We start from the raw sequence: 18,873 nt of genomic DNA, 5'->3' as shown, positions 1-18,873 counted from the left end.
TACTTCTCCCAAAAATCGAGATTTGGGCATTGTTAAATCTCAACCCAAATCCCGACAACAACCCACTTTGAACTTATCTCCATATCCTGCTTGACATTTTGACCATCGCCTTAAGTTGTCACCAATAGTCGGAGACTGGGAACGAGGTAATTTATCAAAGGTTTGTCTAGTGAGGCTTTTCTTTTACTTTATTTATTTTTTTCTGTATTAACCACCGGCAACAGCGGGGACAATACTTACTTCATCACCATCTTTCAGTGGTGTATTTATACCTTCTAAATAGCGGATATCTTCGCTATCAACGTAAAAATTTACAAATCGGCGTAGCTTCCCTTCTTCATCGCACAATCGGGATTTAATACCAGGAAAGCTTTGTTCTAAGGAGTCCAACAATTCAGCAATGGTGCTACCGCTGGATTCTAGAGTAGCTTGATTATTAGTCAAATTCTGAAGAGTCGTAGGAACTAAAACTGTTACAGCCATAGAAGTACAAAGTTAAGAGTGAGGAGTTAGGAATACGGTTAAGAGTTAGGAGTCATGAATAAAAAACTCATAACTCATAACTCCTAACTAAACGAGGACTTGTTGCCATTCCAAGCGATCCAAAGTACGCGATCGCTCTAGCGCACGTTCAAAACTATCGAGTTTGGCATCAATAGTCAAGGGTTCGCCAACATAACCTTGGATTGCTTCTTGGGTTTTCAGACCATTGCCGGTGATGTAAATCACGGTAGTTTCATCTGGATCAATTTTGCCAGCTTCTACCAGTTTTTTCAGAACCGCCACCGTTGTACCACCAGCCGTTTCTGTGAAGATACCTTCGGTTTCTGCCAGCAGCTTGATGCCATCAATAATTTCTGCATCATTGACTGATTCAATGTTACCACCAGTTTTTTGAGCTAACTCCACAGCATAAATGCCGTCTGCTGGATTGCCGATCGCTAAAGATTTCGCAATTGTATTCGGTTTAACTGGTTTAATAAAGTCACGTCCTTCTTTGAAGGCTTGGGCGATGGGTGAACATCCTTCCGCTTGAGCACCGCTGAAACGGACTTTCTTATTTTCTACCAAACCAACTTCTACAAATTCTTGGAACCCTTTATAGATTTTGGTAAATAGTGAACCAGATGCCAAGGGAGCAACAACATGGTCGGGTAGTTCCCAGCCTAGTTGTTCAGCTACTTCAAAACCTAGCGTCTTAGAACCTTCAGAGTAATAAGGACGCAGATTAATGTTGACAAAACCCCAGCCATGTGTGTTAGCAACTTCCGAGCAGAGACGATTTACTTGATCGTAGTTGCCCTTGACGGCCATTAGGGTGGGACTGTAGATTAGGCTACCTAGAATTTTACCGGCTTCTAAATCTGCGGGGATGAACACACAGCAGTCTAAGCCGGCGTGAGCTGCGATCGCAGCTGTAGAATTTGCTAAGTTACCAGTGCTAGCGCAAGAAACAGTTGTAAAACCCAACTCCCGTGCCCTGGATAGAGCAACTGACACCACCCGATCCTTGAAACTAAGGGTGGGCATATTAACGGCATCATTTTTTATATAAAGCTTATTTAAACCCAGGCGACGGGCAAGACGGTGGGAACGAACTAAAGGAGTCATGCCAGTTCCCACATCTATAACATTGTCGGTTGCGACAGGCAAAAAGGGACGGTAGCGCCAAATTGAATTGGGCCCGGCTTTAATTGTTTCACGAGTGACAGTCAGACGTAGGGCACTGTAATCATACTTGACTTCTAACGGCCCAAAGCATAACTCACAAACATTACTGGCTTTGAGTTCATATTCCGCACCACATTCCTTACACTTCAAGGCTTGAAAGTAGGCAGTGCTGGCTTTGGTTTGGGTTGTGATTGCCTGAGTCATAAACTAGCTTTCCCTGTTTGTCTGTCACTGTCGACTGATAGTAACACGAGCAAAAATACCAGTCAAACATACCCGACAAAAATTATCGGGTATGTTTGGTATTGAAAGGGATGATTTTTGTTAACCTTTGATACAAGTAAGCCCCGTATCAAGCATTTACACTTACTCAGTTATTGTTATAAAAAAATAAAATAGCCTTAAATAGCCAGTAATAACACTGCTAGAGAACATGATTAAATTGCATTTAAGCTATGAGGAAATTACATTTATTTAAATCACTATTCCATTTAAGTGATCTAGACAACTTAGTCACCCTTCTATTTTTTTATCTAAATGGCTCCACAAGGTAATATGCATAGCATGACAGCAAAGATTCAAAAGCTTTTGCATATATAGGTTTTAGTGCTTTTAGCGTCTGATTAAATCGCTAAAATTGCTATGTGTGTTGCCAAAATTAAGTTAATTTTTCAGTTTTGATGCACTCATTCATAGCTAGAGAAGTTACTTATTTATACGGAAGATTTTTTCTGCTATAAAAGCTACATTTCTATTGACATCGACAATTCAGCAAAATACAGTAATAAATTACACATATTTGCGATTGCCAGCCTTGAGTCTCAAGGGTAAGAGTAAAACAAGTAGGCAAAATTTTTCTGCTTATTGCCTCAATGTAGTTTTTAAGGAGTGTCAATAATTTATTCAAATATACGCTCCCCAAAACATTAAGGTTTTGCGGAGATGTAATCGGTAATTCTTTAAGGAATTGCCGAACTTTATCCTGTCTCAAAACCCAAGATAAAAGTTCAGCAAATAAACAAACTACTTCTATGGTAAATCGAAATAAATCTGTCAACCAGCAGCGTAAACTTTATCAATCTCTAGTAGCAACAGCATTGTTAACTGGTAGCCTTTTCCAATTTCTCGCACCTGTATTAGCTGACGGAACTACTGCGGGTACATCTATCAGTAACACCGCAACAGCGACCTACGAAGATCCCAACAGTCCAGGGACAACTATAAATGCCACTTCTAACACTGTCGTTGTCACCGTGGCAGAGGTTGCTGGTATTACCGTCACTGCGTCTGGTGTAACAGATGCCACTTCTAGCCCTACTAATACAACAGTTCAGGTTGGCGACTTACTAATCTACACCTACACCCTTACCAACGTAGGTAACGACCCAAGCAAATTCCACATTCCTAACCAAGCAACAACAACTGGGCCGGGTACAGTTTCTGGCACATTACCAAATGGTGGTGCACTTAATAGCCTGCAATATAGCACCGACGGTGGTCTAACTTGGACAAACGTTCCCCAAGGTGGCATAGACACACCCTCAGTTCCAGTTGGTGGTACTGTACTGGTGCGTGTGCCAGTTACTATAGAAGCTGGTGCTCAAACCAACGACATTATTACCGTTACCCTTGGCAATACCCCTGGTGATGCTCAAAACCAACTGCGGAGTCCTGATGGTGGTGACGTGTTCACTGTAGATAATCCCGATATTGGTATTACTGGTGAAGTACCTGGGGCACCAGTTAATGGTACACGGGAAGCTAGCGCTACTGAGCAAATTAAGGTTGGTTTAACGCTGAAGACCTACGCTTTAGCCACTATTCTCAAGATTCGCAGTGGCTATAACAATGCTGGCACGACGGCGATTACAGATGACAAGCTGACCTACGATTTGAGTTTGCGAGTTGAGTCTAATGATCCCACAGGGCAGGGGATTACACCAGCAGCTTTGACGGGTACAAGCATCAATGTTGATGGTGTTGCTGGTAACTATATCTTGGTTTCTGATGCGATTCCTGCCGGTACAGATTTGGCAGTAGCACCAACTGCGCCTCCTGGTTGGCGAACTGTCTATACCATTAATCCAGTTGCAACTGATGCTAATACAGCTAGTTGGACTACGACAGCACCACCCTTGGCCTCAGTCACTCGCGTTGGTTTTATCAATAATCCAGCGATTATTACTTCTATCGCTCCTGGTACAACGGTAAGTGGCTTCTCGATTCAGCTAGCCGTTGAATCAACTGCAACTTCACCCTTAACCATTGCTAATATCGCCCAATTGTTTGGTCAAACACCTACCAACAACTTCCCAGTATACGACGAATCCGGCGACCAAAATCCCAGCAACTACGAGGGCCCACCAGGGAATATGACACCTCCTACGGGTACAGATACCAATGGTGATGGTGTTCCCGATACTCTATTGGCTGGCAACGTTGATGATGGCTATATTATTACTCCAACAGCTCCAGAAACTGGAACTGACACGGGTAACAACAACACTGGTGATGGTACACCAGGGGGTGAGGCGAATGTCTTCACAGTGCAAGCACCTGTTGCTTCTGCGATACTCAATGGGCCGCAAAATGCGCCGGATGCTACTGGCCCATCGGGTCTGACCAACGATGATTTCACTAACAAATCTTCTCTGGTTCCTGCTGGTACAGCACCTGGTAGTACACTTGATCCACAGTCAGTTGGTTTCACTAATACAGTTAAGAACAGTGGTACTGACCCAGGAGTTTTGAAGATAGAACCAACACTACCAGCAGATTTACCGAATAATACGAAGGTGACTATTACCTATGGTAGTCAGTCTGTTGTTTATACCTACAATAATGGAGCGTTTACAACACTTGGTACAGCAATTACAATCCCCAACTTTGCTCCTGGTGCAAGTATCAACTATGGCGTAGAAGTTGATTTACCTCCAGGTACGCAGTTATCTACTGATATTAGCAAAGGCTTCCCAGTACCCATAACTGCTTCTATTGATAACTACACGACCGATAGCAACGCTGATGGAATCAAGGATACTGGAAACGATAATACATTTGATTCATTTAACATCACTATTGATCGCGTGTATACTGGCTTCCTGAAATTGCTGAAAGTGTCGCGAGTCTTACAAGGAACTGGGCCTGTAGTTCAAGGGAATGATGGCACATTCAGTACCGATGCGAAGAAGCCTGCACCAGGAAACATTATTGAGTACCAAATTCAGTACACAAATATTTCCGAGCCTCAATCTGGAACCGGGAATGTGATTTTGAATGCTGACAAAGTTGTGATTATTGAAGATGGTACGCAAAGCCCCAACAATTGGGCGCTAGACAACGATAATAACACTCAAATTGATACTAGCAATATTGTTGGTTCAGCTAAGGATTCTGGGGCTGCAACTATCCAATTCTTCAGTGGTAATCCGGCTAATAGCTCTGACATCGACCAAACTGGAACTACGGTAAACACGGATATTACCAAGTATGTGGATACTGTAACTGGCACGATCGCACCGGGTATTCAAAGAACATTTACCTTCCAACGCAAGGTGAACTAATTCGTTTGATCTCACCCCCAACCTCTCTTTGCAAGCAAAGAGAGGAGTGACTCTTTTTAAGTACAAGCAGGGAAAGATAAGTCAATAATCAACATTCTGGAAGTTTTTGAGGTTATCTATATGAGGCGTGTTTCTCTTTCAGGTTTAGGAGCGTTCGCCTTTGGCGTTGGTGGAGCGATCGCACTGATTGCTACAGTTCCATTTCTCAGCCAAATTTCGGGAATTGCAAATGTATGGCATTCAGGAAGTGCTGTTGCTCAAAATATCAAAAATCAAGGGCAAATTCAATTGCGTTTAGAAGCCGAAAAGCAAGTGGTGGCTCAAGATCAGCTGGGTAAGCAAAGCCAGAAATGGGAACCTTTGAAAGGTCAAGCTGTGGTGCGACCAGGAGATGTATTGCGATATACCCTGAGTGGCGAAAATAAGAGCGATCGCTTAATGAAGAATTTGACTCTTAATCAGCCTATTCCCAAAGGAATGGTATACGCACTGAAATCTGCAAATGTGACTAATAATGGAAAAATTACTTACAGCATTGATGGTGGGCGCAGCTTTGGAGAAAATCCCACTGTTAAAGTTACTCTTCCTGACGGCAAAGTGGAAACTAAACCAGCACGGGCCATTGCTTACACCCACATCCGTTTACAGGTTCCGTCACTTCCAGCAAAGGCGACGGTCAAGGCGACTTATCAAACCCAAGTACGCTGATTGAAATTGGGGTCGTTCTTTACCTTTTCTACTAAGGACAACCCTCACGCAACATTTAATAAATCAAATCGGATTGATGTAGCGGTGGACTTTTAATAATTTTGAATTTCTACAAATAAATAAGTGTTTTTCTTAACAATAAGCTTGGCATCCCAGAGGAGATATGTTCAGTGAGCCGTCCTCAAAACCAAAAGCAAATTACTTCTAGCAGTAGCTGGTGGCGACGGTTAACAGCTACTGTTCTTCTGGGAAGTTTTTTGCATAGTACTATACCTATACCAGCGATCGCACAACAGACTAACAATCTGGCTGCGTCTTTGCCACTAATAAATCAAGCTACTTATACTTATACAGACTCTGCTAGTAATTATAAATATCAAGGAAGTTCTAGTCAGATCAATGTTAGTCCTAGCCCATTAGTTGACCCATTAGGAAGGATTCTAGGTTGCGCTGGCACAATTTTACCTGACTATACAGGTTTTTCAGTTGGGGTATACGAACCTAACTCCAGTGATCCAACTGGGACAGAATTGGGTAGCTTGGTTGCTTTGACTCGAACAGAGTTACCAGATATTCCTAATAACAACGTTCCTGGCGGTAAATCACCAAATACTGAGAATAGTAACCCTTACTTTGTTACGAATAACCCTGCGGGTGTCTACAATTTTTTACTCGATCCGAATAAGGGTCAAACTGATCCAGGTAGAACCTACATTTTTGTAGTCAATCCACCACCGGCTTCTATCTATAAACAACGACGCGTCAAAATTGAAATCCTTGCTAGCAGTGGCACACAAGGTAATGGTGTCGTGCGATATGTCGCTACTTCTTTAGATGGTCAACCAATCAGTCTCACAGGCGAAACTAGGGTAGAGCAAACAGTTGTTTTAGTTCCCAATGCAGAAGTTGTGGGACTGGATTTATTAGCTTTTGAATTCACTACAAATTTGTGTCAAGCCAATCAGTTGCAGATTATCAAAACAGGCGATCGCGCTGCTGCTGAACCCGGAGATACGGTAATCTACCGCCTGTCGGTAAAAAATCTCGCTGATGCTGGTTTGAATAATATATTTGTCACCGACGACCTACCTTTAGGATTCAACTTCTTGCCTAAATCTGTGCGGGGAGAGTTGGATGGTCAACCAGTCACTATCACCTCAGAACGGAATGGTAACACCGTGACATTCCGCACAGATGTAACAATTCTCACAGACAAAGTCCTGAATATTGCCTACGCTGCTCAACTAACAGCCGATGCGCTACGTGGTAATGGTCGTAACAGTGCGATCGTTAATGCCCAAAGAGCTGATAACCGTTTTAGTACCAAAGATGGGCCTGCAACTCACCAGTTGAAAATTCGTCCAGGAATCGTTTCTGACTGTGGGACGATTATCGGTCGGGTATTTGTTGATAAAAACTTTGACGGTGAACAACAGCGTGGTGAGCCTGGAGTCCCCAATGCCGTGATTTTTCTGGAGGACGGGAACCGCATCACTACAGATCCTAACGGTTTGTTCTCCTTAGCCAATGCCTTACCTGGATACCACACTGGTGTACTAGACCTCAGCAGTGTAACCGGTTACGCCCTAGCTCCCAACCAAAAATTCCGCGAACGGAATAGCCAATCTCGCTTGGTGCATTTAGAGCCTGGTGGCTTGGTACGCATGAATTTTGGTGTCACCCCCACATTTCAGGAGCCAGTCAAGAAATGAAACCCAGACTGCACTGTGCAACTACATTAAACCTGAGATTGATGGGGGCGATGCCGATAATAGCTCTCAGCCTCGTTTTGTATCCTGCGATCGTCAAAGCAGAAATCACCAGTGAAAAGGAGGTTTTCACTGATTCTCCTTCGCAACGAGACAAGGGTGTGGGAAACCTCTCTCCTAAAAGGGGAGAGGCTTTGAATTCTTCTCTTTCCATGCAAAGGAAGGGGGATGAGGGGTTAGGTTTCGCTTTGGTTGTTGCAGATGACGTGAAAAATCAGGTCGAAGATCAAGCCGATCAGACACCAACTACTGATATTTCAAGGCCAGATGTCCAGCCAAGTGAAACGGAAATACAAGCATTTCAACCAGCAACTTTTATTGATTTGCCTAGAGGCTTACGCAAAATAGCAGGAATCAAGAATGACAGAAGCGAAGACACAGAGACACAGTTTCAAGCTTCTCCAACGGAAATACAAGCATTTCAACCAGCAACTTTTGTTGATTTACCTAGAGGCTTACGCAAAATAGCAGGAGTGGACAAGGAGACAAGGGAACAAGGGGTGAATGAAAATCTTCTCGCATCTGCCACTCCCATCTCCACAGCAATCAAAATTCTGACTCCGACGGCTGACGGTGTTGTAGATGTACAAGCTACCACGGTGATTGTACAGTTTCCGGCTGGTAGTCAAGTAGAATTGCGGGTAAATGGCGCGTTGGTAGACCCTTCCTTAGTGGGACGGACGCAAACTGATGCCACCACCAACTTGGTAACGCAGACATGGTATGGTGTCTCGTTAAAAGAAGGTAATAACACCATCTCTGCACAAGTAATTGGAGGAACAGAACCCGCTGTAACGGTGCAAGTCGCAGTCCGGGGAGCGCCACAGCAACTAACCTTAGAAACAGTTGAGTCCCGTATCCCGGCAGATGGACGTTCTACGGCTACAATCCGCGGTCAACTCATCGATGCAAGTGGCAATCGCTCTAATCGTGATGCTGTTGTTACTTTGATACCCACTGCTGGGGAGTTGGTCGGGAAAGACTTCAAACCCGATGAACCCGGATTTCAGGTGGAGGCGAAAGGGGGACAATTTACAGCGATTTTGCGATCGCAGCTAAAAGCGCAAACTGTCCGAATTAGGGCGATCGCTAATGATTTAGAAGCCTTTACTCAACTGCAATTTGAAACAGCACTACGTCCGAGTTTGGTGACAGGGGTCATAGATTTACGTTTGGGCGCTAGAGGTACAAATTATTACGGCAGTTTCCGTGATTTCCTCCCTCCTGACAAAGACAACGGAACGCAATTAGATTTTCATTCAGCGATATTTGCCACTGGTGCGATCGGGGAATGGTTGTTTACAGGTGCATATAACAGTTCTCGCAGCCTGAATGAAGATTGCAACTGCGATAATCGCCTGTTTAGAACTTATCAATTCAGTGAGCAAAACTATCCTGTCTACGGCGATAGCTCAAAAGTTGATGTGGTCGCTCCTTCCATTGACAGTTTCTTTCTACGTTTTGAGCGTTCAAGTCGTATCCCCGGATCTGATCCTGATTATGCCATGTGGGGTGACTACAACACAGAAGAATTTGCGCGGCGATCGCAGCAATTTACTTCTATCACCCGTCAACTCCACGGTTTTAAAGCTAATTACAACTTAGGAAACCTACAAATTACAGGTTTTTATGGCAACAACTTAGAGGGGTTTCAACGGGATACTATTGCTCCCGATGGTACTAGTGGTTATTACTTTCTCTCTCGCAGAATATTACAACCAGGTAGTGAAAATGTATTTATCGAGTTAGAAGAACTCAATCGCCCTGGAACTGTACTAGAACGCAAACAGCTTAACCGAGGCCCAGACTACGAAATCGACTACGATCGCGGTACATTAATATTCCGCGAACCGATTCTTCGTACCGATATTGACAAAACTGGACAAGTGTTAGTACGTCGGATTATTGTTAGCTATCAATATGACAGCACAGACTCTGACGGCAATATCTATGCTGGTCGTTTGCAATATAATCTTTCTCGCAAACTTAACCAGGAAAGTTGGATAGGAGCAACTTACGTTCAAGAAAATCACGGGGTGCGTGACTTTCAACTCTACGGCGCAGATGCGCTGATAGCTTTGGGTGACAAGGGGAAGTTAATCGCAGAATATGCCCATTCCACTAATGATTCTGATGTTGTGGGAAAGGTCAGTGGTGATGCATATCGCTTGGAAGCTGAGGGAGAAATTGCCAATGGTATTCAAGGTCGTGCCTATTATCGCTTTGCTGATACGGGCTTCGCTAATAATGCCACTATTAGCTTTGTCCCAGGACAAACCCGTTATGGAGCACAGGTTACAGCTAAACTCACCTCAAGTACCAATGTTAGGGCGCAATACGACCACGAAGACAATTTTGGGATTGCTCCCCAACCACTAGACACCTTTGAAGAACTGTTTGCACCCCGTTATGAGTCCATACCTGGGAGCAAAGTTGATAATTCGCTGACAACGATTACTGCTGGGATTCAACAACGGTTAGGTAGCGCTACCTTTGATGTGGATTGGATTCATCGCCATCGGGAAGACCGCATCTCTACTAACGCCCTGAGTAGTAATTCTAATCAATTGCGTTCACGTTTCACAGTTCCCATTGCTAAAAACCTGACTTTCCAAGCCCAAAATGAACTGAGTTTATCTTCCCAAAAAGATACAGTTTACCCAGACCGTACCATCTTAGGTTTGAATTGGGCAGTAATTCCTGGTGTCAGCGTCAGTCTGGCCCAACAGTTTTACACTGGCGGTCAATTTTCGGGTAATTCCATCACCAGCTTAAGTGTTAATGGTGAACACAAACTCGGTACTGATACAACCTTGACTGGTCGTTACTCAATTCTGGGTGGTGCTAATGAACTTACTACCCAAGGTGCAATTGGTCTAAATAACCGTTGGACTATTGCTTCAGGATTGCGGCTGAACTTAGCTTACGAACACGTATTTGGCAACTTCTTCGGACGAACTGCGGCGGGTCAACAATATGCCCAACCCTACGCCTTTGGTCAAGCAGCATCTGCGATCGGTTTTGATGGTGGTGATAGTTACAGTGTTGGGCTGGAATACTCTGATAATCCACAGTTTCAAGCCAGTGCTCGGTACGAACATCGCTCCTCTTCTAGTGGTAGTAATTCAGTAATTACCGCAGGAGCGGCAGGTAAAATTTCTCCGGCTCTCACAGCTTTGGTACGCTATCAACAAGCAAACTTTTCCAATCAAAAACTTTCAGGATTGGGAGATACCGCTAACCTGAAGCTGGGTTTAGCTTACCGCGACCCCAATAGCGATAAATTTAATGCTTTGTTGCGTTATGAATATCGCCAAAATCCGGCGATTATTCCTGAGACCATTCTGTTAGGCAGTGGTACAGGTTCACAAGACCATACCTTTGCTTTAGAAGCTATTTACGCCCCTAACTGGCAATGGGAATTCTACGGTAAGTATGCTTTGCGTAACAGTACTTCTTATTTAGCTAACGATTTAGTTGGTACGAGTATGGTTAATCTGGGACAATTGCGAGCTACTTATCGTTTGGGATATAGCTGGGATTTAGTTGGTGAGGCTCGCTGGATTGGTCAATCTAATTACAGTGAGACAGGCTTTGTTGTAGAAACAGGTTACTATCTCACTCCTAATCTGCGCCTCTCGGCTGGATATGCTTTTGGTAAAATTGATGACCGAGATTTTTCCGGGACACGTTCCGCAGGTGGGCCGTATCTGGGTTTAACAGTCAAGCTGGACGAATTGTTTGATGGCTTTGGACAGCAGAAGCCTGTGCCACGTCAGCAACCAGAATCTACGGTGCAAAGCCTGATAAAGAGATTACGAAAGTAAGTATTAGACAGACAAAGCTTGTTTGACTTCAACTGGTTCACCCGTCAAGCTAAAAGGGCGAACTTCGGTAATTTTTACCTTTACTAGCTGCCCTTTCAATTCTTTGATGTCGCCACTGAAGAATGTCAAACGATTACCGCCAGTGCGTCCCATCACCTGGGTTTGCTCTTTAGGATTTTGGTCTTCTACTAAAACTTCTTCAATGCGTCCGAAGTAACGTTGCGATCGCTCGGCTACTTTCAAGTTTCCTAGATGATTGAGCCGTTGGAGGCGATCGCTTTTAATTTCTTCACTTAGCTGATTGTCCCACAGCGCGGCTGGTGTCCCTGGACGCGGTGAATAGGCTGCTGTATTCAACATGTCAAAGCCAATATCTTCCACCAGTTTCAGGGTATTTTCAAACTGTGCTTCTGTCTCCCCAGGAAAACCGACAATCGCATCGGCACTAATGGAAGCATCTGGCATATACCGCCGAATGGTATCGATGATGCGGCGATATTTTTCATGGGTATAACCCCGCGCCATCGCCTTTAAAAGTTCATTATCCCCAGATTGAAAGGGAATATGGAAGTGTTTGCAGACTTTGGGCAACTCAGCACAAGCTTTAATTAATCTCTCTGTAAAATAACGGGGATGGCTAGTAGCAAATCTTAATCTTTCAATCCCCGGCACATCATGGACGTAATAAAGTAAATCTGTGAAGTTGTGCAGATGCCGTCCTTCTGCTGTCGCTCCAGGCAAATCTCTGCCGTAAGCATCAATATTTTGACCGAGTAGAGTAATTTCCTTGTAACCTTGCCGTCCTAATTCTTCCATTTCAGCCCGGATAGCTGACGGAGTGCGAGATTGTTCAACACCACGCACATTAGGAACCACGCAATAGGTACAGCGTTCGTTACAACCGTAAATTACATTTACCCAAGCTGTTACCTTACTATCCCGTCGCGGTTGGGTGATATCTTCAATAATATGAACAGACTCGGTTGCAACAACTTGGTTACCCTCGAAGACTGACTCCAACAAATCTTTAAGGCGGTTGGCATGTTGTGGCCCCATTACCAAGTCTAATTCTGGGACTCGCCGCAATAGTGCTTCACCTTCTTGCTGGGCAACACAACCAGCAACAATGAGCGTTAAATCGGGCTGCTCATGCTTGCGCTTCGCTTGTCTGCCAAGGTAGGAATATACCTTTTGCTCGGCATTATCCCGAATTGTGCAGGTATTGTAGAGAATCACATCTGCATTATTCGGATCTTCTGACCATTCAAAGCCCATGTCTTCCAAAACGCCAGCCATGCGCTCTGAGTCAGCTTTATTCATCTGACAACCGAAAGTAGTGATGTGGTAGTGGCGTTTAGAAGTGGTCATGGGCAATTCTGCTTAATCAGCGTAATGTATATAAGGTTTATTTTTATTCTAACCTGCGTAACGCAGTGTCTCCTCTCTACTCTCTGTCTCAGCCGTAGTCAATTCATCTGTAAATCACTGTAATATCATGTGGGGTTAATCAACCTGAGTAAAAATATTCGTAGTCAGGACTTCAGTCCTGGTCTTGTTATGGGAATTGTGGCGGATATTATATAAATTACAATGCAGTTTTTTGCAACTTTATATACATAAAAATGGACTCATTAGTGGATAGACTGTCATATTTGCATTGTTGCTTAGTTAACCAATTAGATTGAGGTTATTCTTGAGCCTCAAAGTCAACTTTATCATAAATATCTAACAGAGAGATTTGAAAATCAATAGAGGATAATATTAGAATACTATTCTCTTCTTCATACTCTGAGAAAATCCATTTCTTTTCATCAGTTTTAGAATACTGTTCCACATGATTTTTGTACTGATCAATCAAAACATATTCTTGAAAACTGGGGATGGTGCGATAAGCCGCAAATTTTTCATCTATGTCATAGCTTCTGGTAGATTTGGATAGCACTTCACAAATAACTAAGGGATTAGTAATTGTATCTTTACGTCCCTCAGAAAACTCTAATGAACCTGCAACAACCATTACATCAGGATATGTATGAATTCGCTTTTTGGGAATCCATAGACGTTGATCAGCAACGAATACTCGATAAGGTTGTCGCTTCAAAGCAAAATTGAGGGTTGCACTCAGATTCAGAGCTATTTGGTTGTGATTTGGTGTTCCACCTGTCATAGGTATAATTTGACCATCTATATATTCATGACGATACTCGGAAATGACTTCTAGCTCTAGGTATTCTATGGGAGAATAGTGGCGTTTTTCTTGTAATTGCATAGGGCAGGATTTTTGAATTTGCATTGACCAGATACCATTAATTATGTCTGATCAATGCTATTCGTTTTTACTGTAGTGTTGTTTTTTAAGGCAGAGGAACGCTAAGGGGTTATTAGAGGATGTTTGAAAAGTCCTCTTATCGGTATCAAATAGTTTTAGATCCCCCTAAATCCCCCTTAAAAAGGGGGACTTTGATTCTGGTTCCCCCCTTTTTTAGGAGGGTTAGGGGGGATCTAAAAGTGCTTAAAGTCACAGCGAAACACTTTTCAAACAACCTCTTAGGCTGGGTTCCAAGTGCCGTGGAAGCTGTGGGGGATGACGCTAGGTAATCCTAGTTTGCAAACTGGTTCGGCATCCAGGCGATCGCTATCAAATACCCAAACTTCACTACTATGAGAATTACCATCGTAGACAACAGTTAGTACCCAACCTTGTGCAGAGTTTTGGGTGTCTTGGGCATAGATGGGTTCTGAAGGATAACGATTTTCTCCTAAGTTCGCTTCGGTGAGGGTTTCGGTCTTGTGATCAAAACGAGCGATCGCATTTACTATTTCTTGGCTAATATCTGTTCCTGAACGGGATTTTGACATATATGTGTACCGGGAAGCTTGCCCCACGTTTTGCTGTGGTACATTCGGAAATTCGCAGTGTCCGTTGAAGAGTTGCTGAATTGATGTAACTTTGCCAGTTTGAGGATGCAGATGAACTCGCGTTAGTGTACTTTTAGCTGGGGTGTGAGTTTCACCTGTAGCTACTTCCTTGAGATATTGGTTAGTTTGAAAATCTTCATAACGGGCGATATCCACAACCACTGAACCGTTAGGATCTACATAACCATTACCAAAATGCCATTGGAACCAAGGTTCGGTATCTCCACGACTCACCACAGATAGGGTTTCTCGATCAATAACTAAAATCTGAGTTCCTAATCTAGGTTGCCACTCTAGCGAATCACTATAATTGTTTATCCCGATTAGCACGGGTAAAATATTCAACCGCACTGGCGGAATGAAAAATACAAGATACTGTCCTGCTAAAACAAAATCATGCACCAATGGTACACCATCTAGCTGGTATGCGGCTTGTTGGATAATCCGGCCAGTCGAATCGCTTTTGTAAATATTCAGCGTCGCATTTTGTCCAGGGCTGATGCCAAAGTTAAAAATCTCCCCTGTTTGCTCGTCACGCTTATAATGTGCGGAATAGCTTAATCCTTTAGTTAACCCCCCTAAATCATCTTCGCCCCAAGTTTCTAAAGTTTGTAAATCGAGGGCGTGGGGTTTACCACCTTCCCAGAGTGCCAAAAGTTTATCTGGAAGTGCTAGCACCGAGGTGTTAGCAGCATTCTTGATCGGCTTTTGCCATTGATTCCAAATTGGCCCCGGTGCAGTCATGCCATAATTGCCGTAGAGTAATTTACCTGCTGCGGCTTCTTCTTGATAGCCAGAGGTTTGTACATAGCGATAAACCCCGGTTGCAACTGCATCGGTAAAATTTACAGCAAGAATTGCTCCATCTCCATCAAACCAGTGTCCCATGCGAATGCCACTGCGTTCTAGCCGTGCGGGGCCATTGCGGTAAAGTGTGCCACGCAAGCCATCTGGGATTTTGCCAGAGATAATTGGTAGTTGGGTAGAGGGAAATTCTGTAGCTGGTTTAGCGATCGCACCTGCCCAAGCTTTTGTAGTTGACTTTTTCTCAATAGTATACATATCTAAGTTTTGCTTGATAAATTATGGATGTACATAGTTGCATTCTTACATTTTTCTCTTTGTTGCAATTTTTTAATAATGCCCCTGGCTGTAGATGTATAGAGGCTTTGACATGATATTACTCGTTAACTGAGCTAGCTCATAGTAACTGCTAGGAATAACCACTAAATTGAAGTCAATCAATATTCAAAGTGGTTCAAGATACTATGATTAGCCAACAAACAATAGATATCGTTAAATCTACAGCACCTGCCTTAAAAAATAACGGCCAGCTAATTACAACTCGGATGTATGAAATTATGTTTCAAAATCATCCAGAAATCAAAGAACAATTTGATATGTCTGCTCAAGCAGATGGTTCTCAGCCTGCGAGGTTGGCTACAGCAGTTTATGGCTATGCTGCCCAGATTGATAATTTGCCTGCTTTAAAATCGATGGTGGAAAAGATTGCTCATCGTCATGTGCAGACCCATGTTACACCAGACCAATATCCTATTGTTGGAGAAAGTTTACTGCAAGCGATGAAAGATGTTTTAGGGGAAGCAGCTACAGAAGAAGTTATGGCTGCTTGGACTGAAGCTTATCAGGCATTGTCTGAGGTTTTCATTCACAGAGAACATGACATATATGAAGAAGAAAAACCACAGCTTGTGCATTCCTAACTATAAGATTTAGTATCATAACAACAGCTTGAGGGTTTGTTACAACAACTTCAACGTTTATAACTACAGCTTAAGTATTCATAACATCTGCTTAAGCTGTATTAATAACAGCTTCTATTTTACCTATAACAACTGGAGTTGTAGCAACTACACCTTAAGCATTTGTAACAACCGCTTAAGTTGTATTAACAACAGCTTCTATTTTACTTATAACAACTGGAGTTTTAGTAACTACAGCTTAAGCATTTATAATATTTGCTTAAGTTGTATTAACAACAACTTCTATTTTACTTATAACAACTGGAGTTGTAGCAACTATAGCTTGAGTGTTTGTTACAACGACTCAAATTCTGCTAATGAAAGTTTTTAGTGTAGCGACTTAGCAAGCGAGAACTCTTCTAAATATAGTTTTGATCGCTTCTTCTATCGTCTCTCCTTGGCTGGCGGTTCCCACCTCTGGACATTCAGCTACATAAACATCCTCTTCCCAGTGCAAGATTGCTGTAAAGGTTCGAGTTTTTGTATCTTTAGCCTGTTGTAATGAACTTATGGAGCGTTTATTTGGCTATCTTTTCATTTTTCGGCGTTGCTTAACTACCTGGAACCAACAACATCCGCGCCTCAATCGCTTCCCAGGTTTGGGGCGACACCCGCACTGCTGCTTGTTTGCACTGGATAATGAGGTAATTGGCGTAGAGATAATCGCGGAGTGATTCTGCTTCTTCCTTAGATAAGTTGACCATTTCTTGGGTGAGATTGAAAGCATTAAGCCAGGTTTGTTGAATGGACTCAAAAAATGCTTGATCGGCTTCCAGTGGCTGTTTATAGTCAGACATTTTAGTTTGCAATGCTTTTAGTCGGGCAATTAGTAAAGTAAAGTGGACTTTATTAAAGATAAAGATTTTTAATTTTTCAAGTTCATGAATGATGGTGTTTGCAATGCTAACGGTATCGAGAATAGAGACGGTGTAGATATAAAAATGGGAGTCGGAGATGGGGATGGTCTGTCGAGCGGCTATGGCATGGGCATGAGCATCATCGTAGGCGATAGCGTAGATGTCAAAGTCGTCGGCATAAGCATCGGCGTACCTGATGGCATAGGTTGTTGCAATTGCGTAAGCTTTGGCAATACCAATGGTAATAGCTTTTTTAGGGAAGGTGATTCCGTAGGCGATCGCAATAGCAGCTGCACGTTTACCCACACGTTTATAATTACCTTCAGATCCAGCTGTTACCTCTTCTGCCCAGTTGATTAAAGCTTTTAACTTCGGTGTATTAATGTACTTCCGTGCTTCTCTTTCCATTAACAACAGTAACTCATCTGCACCACCACGCATTAACCCAGCTACTAACAAAAATACCTCTTTCCAGCGTTGATCTGTCAGATGTTGAGTAACTAACTTCTCAACTTGGCGATGGTCATCAATATATTGTGCTGTTAAATATTCCTGTAGCGTCAGGTGAGAGAAAGAAAAGACATCCTCGGCTCGTTCTACCAAAATTCCTTGTTGAACAGCGATCGCATCCAGCACTGATTCTCCATTTAAATGCTGAGGTGCATTCAGATTACTCGCTAAAAATGTTTTAATTTGCTGAACAATATCGCGTTGTGAAAAGAATAGCCTGTCAGACTCAAAACCTGTATAAGCAATCTCTGATAGTAATATCTCTTCTAATTCTGTATGCAGTCCTTGATAAATCTCATCTCTGAGAATTCGCTTTTCTGATGCCCACTCTTCTAACAATATCCGCAGTGCCTTCCGGTAAAGAACACTGCGATTGTCTGGAAAATTTTGGGAACGGTCATAAACTAAACACAGAAATGTCAGCAATAAAGGTGTGTGCGCCAACTCTTTTGCAGCTTCATGTTCTGGTTTTTGCAGTAACTCCCAGCATTTCTCACCTGTCTTCGCCTGTTTGTCTGCTTCACAATGAAACCAGTTATAAATAAATTGCTGAATTTGGGTATCATCAAAGTCTGCCATTGATACATCACTAAAGCGACGAAAAGCGCTGCGATAAGCCGCCGTGCGGCAGGAGGCGATGAAACGATTTTTATCATACTTGTCAACAAAGTTTTGAATTTCGCTAATTGCCTCGGTTAAGTTTTTTGTTGGTACTTCATCCAAACCATCTAGGAAAATTAGTAATTTTCCTTCTTCTAAAGCTTTGGCTGCAAATTTATCTGGTGATGGAAAGCCACAAGTCCGAAACTCTTCAGCAATAAACGTTTCAATCTTGATATTGCTGGATGTAAACCTTTTCAATTCGATAAAAACTGGAATGCAGCCGTGTTTGAATTCTCCTTTTTTACCTTTGAGCGCTTCTAGTCCCATCTTTCGTACAAATGTAGACTTTCCTGCACCAGGCCCACCAATAACCATCAGATATTGCTTATCATTAGCAACTTTTATTCCTTCTTGTTTGCCACAATTTTGAGGTTGAAATCTGCGGCTGTTAGCTTGGCGATACAACTTTTCTAAATTCTCAATAGATTCAAAACTCTGAATAGCTTCATCATCTAAAAACTGCACGGCTGTATAGAACCCATTTGACATCTAAGAAGGTGCAGCAAGCCTCTTAACCATCAACCGAATAAAACAAAGATTAACCTTGGCAGTCGCATTCGCTAAAGTTCTCTCAAAGTTCTTGACGAGGATTTTGCATCTTTCCATCCAAGCATTTGACCGCT

The 18,873-nt window shown here is 42.9% G+C and carries 12 protein-coding genes; 5 read left to right on the top strand and 7 right to left on the bottom strand.

All coding sequences use genetic code 11. The annotated features are described in order from the left end of the window. Positions 1-207 precede the first annotated feature (207 nt). Together H6G92_RS35015 and thrC are read right to left on the bottom strand one after the other, a co-directional pair. Positions 208-483 carry a MoaD/ThiS family protein gene (locus H6G92_RS35015; RefSeq protein WP_190901029.1) on the bottom strand — a complete coding sequence of 92 codons (276 nt, stop codon included), beginning with the start codon at positions 481-483 and terminating at the stop codon, positions 208-210. An 87-nt stretch (positions 484-570) separates the two neighbouring features. Continuing rightward, a complete protein-coding gene (gene thrC / locus H6G92_RS35010) occupies positions 571-1,875 on the bottom strand; it encodes a threonine synthase (RefSeq protein WP_190901028.1) in 1,305 nt (434 codons plus the stop codon). A gap of 827 nt (positions 1,876-2,702) precedes the next feature. On the opposite strand from thrC, the gene H6G92_RS35005 reads away from it, so the two are divergent. The 4 genes from H6G92_RS35005 to H6G92_RS34990 all read left to right on the top strand — a co-directional run bounded on the left by H6G92_RS35005 (position 2,703) and on the right by H6G92_RS34990 (position 11,538). Further along, the gene (locus H6G92_RS35005) at positions 2,703-5,234 is read left to right on the top strand and encodes a beta strand repeat-containing protein (protein WP_190901026.1); all 2,532 of its coding nucleotides are present in this window, start codon (positions 2,703-2,705) and stop codon (positions 5,232-5,234) included. A 120-nt stretch (positions 5,235-5,354) separates the two neighbouring features. Next, positions 5,355-5,942, top strand: coding sequence for a DUF11 domain-containing protein (locus H6G92_RS35000; protein WP_190901024.1), 588 nt, complete (start codon positions 5,355-5,357; stop codon positions 5,940-5,942). Positions 5,943-6,112: 170 nt separating this feature from the next. Continuing rightward, a complete protein-coding gene (locus H6G92_RS34995; protein ID WP_313890045.1) occupies positions 6,113-7,654 on the top strand; it encodes a hypothetical protein in 1,542 nt (513 codons plus the stop codon). Next, positions 7,651-11,538 carry a TonB-dependent receptor gene (locus tag H6G92_RS34990; RefSeq protein ID WP_190901022.1) on the top strand — a complete coding sequence of 1,296 codons (3,888 nt, stop codon included), beginning with the start codon at positions 7,651-7,653 and terminating at the stop codon, positions 11,536-11,538. The genes H6G92_RS34995 and H6G92_RS34990 overlap by 4 nt, the downstream gene beginning before the upstream one ends. 3 nt (positions 11,539-11,541) lie before the next feature. On the opposite strand, the gene miaB is transcribed toward H6G92_RS34990, so the two are convergent. The 3 genes from miaB to H6G92_RS34975 all read right to left on the bottom strand — a co-directional run bounded on the left by miaB (position 11,542) and on the right by H6G92_RS34975 (position 15,519). Beyond that, a complete protein-coding gene (gene miaB / locus H6G92_RS34985) occupies positions 11,542-12,906 on the bottom strand; it encodes a tRNA (N6-isopentenyl adenosine(37)-C2)-methylthiotransferase MiaB (RefSeq protein WP_190901020.1) in 1,365 nt (454 codons plus the stop codon). Positions 12,907-13,225: 319 nt separating this feature from the next. Further along, complete coding sequence (locus H6G92_RS34980) at positions 13,226-13,807, bottom strand: Uma2 family endonuclease (protein ID WP_190901018.1); 582 nt, start codon at positions 13,805-13,807, stop codon at positions 13,226-13,228. Positions 13,808-14,085: 278 nt separating this feature from the next. After that, entirely contained in the window at positions 14,086-15,519 is a 1,434-nt protein-coding gene (locus H6G92_RS34975) for a carotenoid oxygenase family protein (RefSeq protein WP_190901016.1), read from the bottom strand. A 191-nt stretch (positions 15,520-15,710) separates the two neighbouring features. On the opposite strand from H6G92_RS34975, the gene H6G92_RS34970 reads away from it, so the two are divergent. Next, on the top strand, positions 15,711-16,181 hold the full coding sequence (locus H6G92_RS34970) for a globin domain-containing protein (RefSeq protein WP_313890044.1): 471 nt from the start codon (positions 15,711-15,713) through the stop codon (positions 16,179-16,181). Positions 16,182-16,560: 379 nt separating this feature from the next. Here the strand turns inward: H6G92_RS34970 and H6G92_RS41265 are convergent, their stop codons facing one another. Both H6G92_RS41265 and H6G92_RS34960 read right to left on the bottom strand, forming a co-directional pair. Next, the gene (locus H6G92_RS41265; RefSeq protein ID WP_390667639.1) at positions 16,561-16,677 is read right to left on the bottom strand and encodes a type II toxin-antitoxin system HicB family antitoxin; all 117 of its coding nucleotides are present in this window, start codon (positions 16,675-16,677) and stop codon (positions 16,561-16,563) included. Positions 16,678-16,771: 94 nt separating this feature from the next. Continuing rightward, positions 16,772-18,739, bottom strand: a complete 1,968-nt coding sequence (locus H6G92_RS34960) for an NACHT domain-containing protein (protein WP_242059442.1) — start codon at positions 18,737-18,739, stop codon at positions 16,772-16,774. Between the last annotated feature and the right edge of the window lie 134 nt (positions 18,740-18,873).

Source organism: Nostoc foliaceum FACHB-393, from assembly GCF_014698505.1.
Lineage (GTDB): Bacteria > Cyanobacteriota > Cyanobacteriia > Cyanobacteriales > Nostocaceae > Nostoc > Nostoc foliaceum_A.
Note: the sequence above shows the minus strand (reverse complement) of the source record. Positions and strands in the feature narration are given on the sequence as shown.

Bases quoted from the DNA above. Each gene is read 5' to 3' on its own strand.
- H6G92_RS35015 (WP_190901029.1), bottom strand. From the start codon at position 483: ATGGCTGTAACAGTTTTAGTTCCTACGACTCTTCAGAATTTGACTAAT.
- thrC (WP_190901028.1), bottom strand. From the start codon at position 1,875: ATGACTCAGGCAATCACAACCCAAACCAAAGCCAGCACTGCCTACTTT.
- H6G92_RS35005 (WP_190901026.1), top strand. From the start codon at position 2,703: ATGGTAAATCGAAATAAATCTGTCAACCAGCAGCGTAAACTTTATCAA.
- H6G92_RS35000 (WP_190901024.1), top strand. From the start codon at position 5,355: ATGAGGCGTGTTTCTCTTTCAGGTTTAGGAGCGTTCGCCTTTGGCGTT.
- H6G92_RS34990 (WP_190901022.1), top strand. From the start codon at position 7,651: ATGAAACCCAGACTGCACTGTGCAACTACATTAAACCTGAGATTGATG.
- miaB (WP_190901020.1), bottom strand. From the start codon at position 12,906: ATGACCACTTCTAAACGCCACTACCACATCACTACTTTCGGTTGTCAG.
- H6G92_RS34980 (WP_190901018.1), bottom strand. From the start codon at position 13,807: ATGCAATTACAAGAAAAACGCCACTATTCTCCCATAGAATACCTAGAG.
- H6G92_RS34975 (WP_190901016.1), bottom strand. From the start codon at position 15,519: ATGTATACTATTGAGAAAAAGTCAACTACAAAAGCTTGGGCAGGTGCG.
- H6G92_RS34960 (WP_242059442.1), bottom strand. From the start codon at position 18,739: ATGTCAAATGGGTTCTATACAGCCGTGCAGTTTTTAGATGATGAAGCT.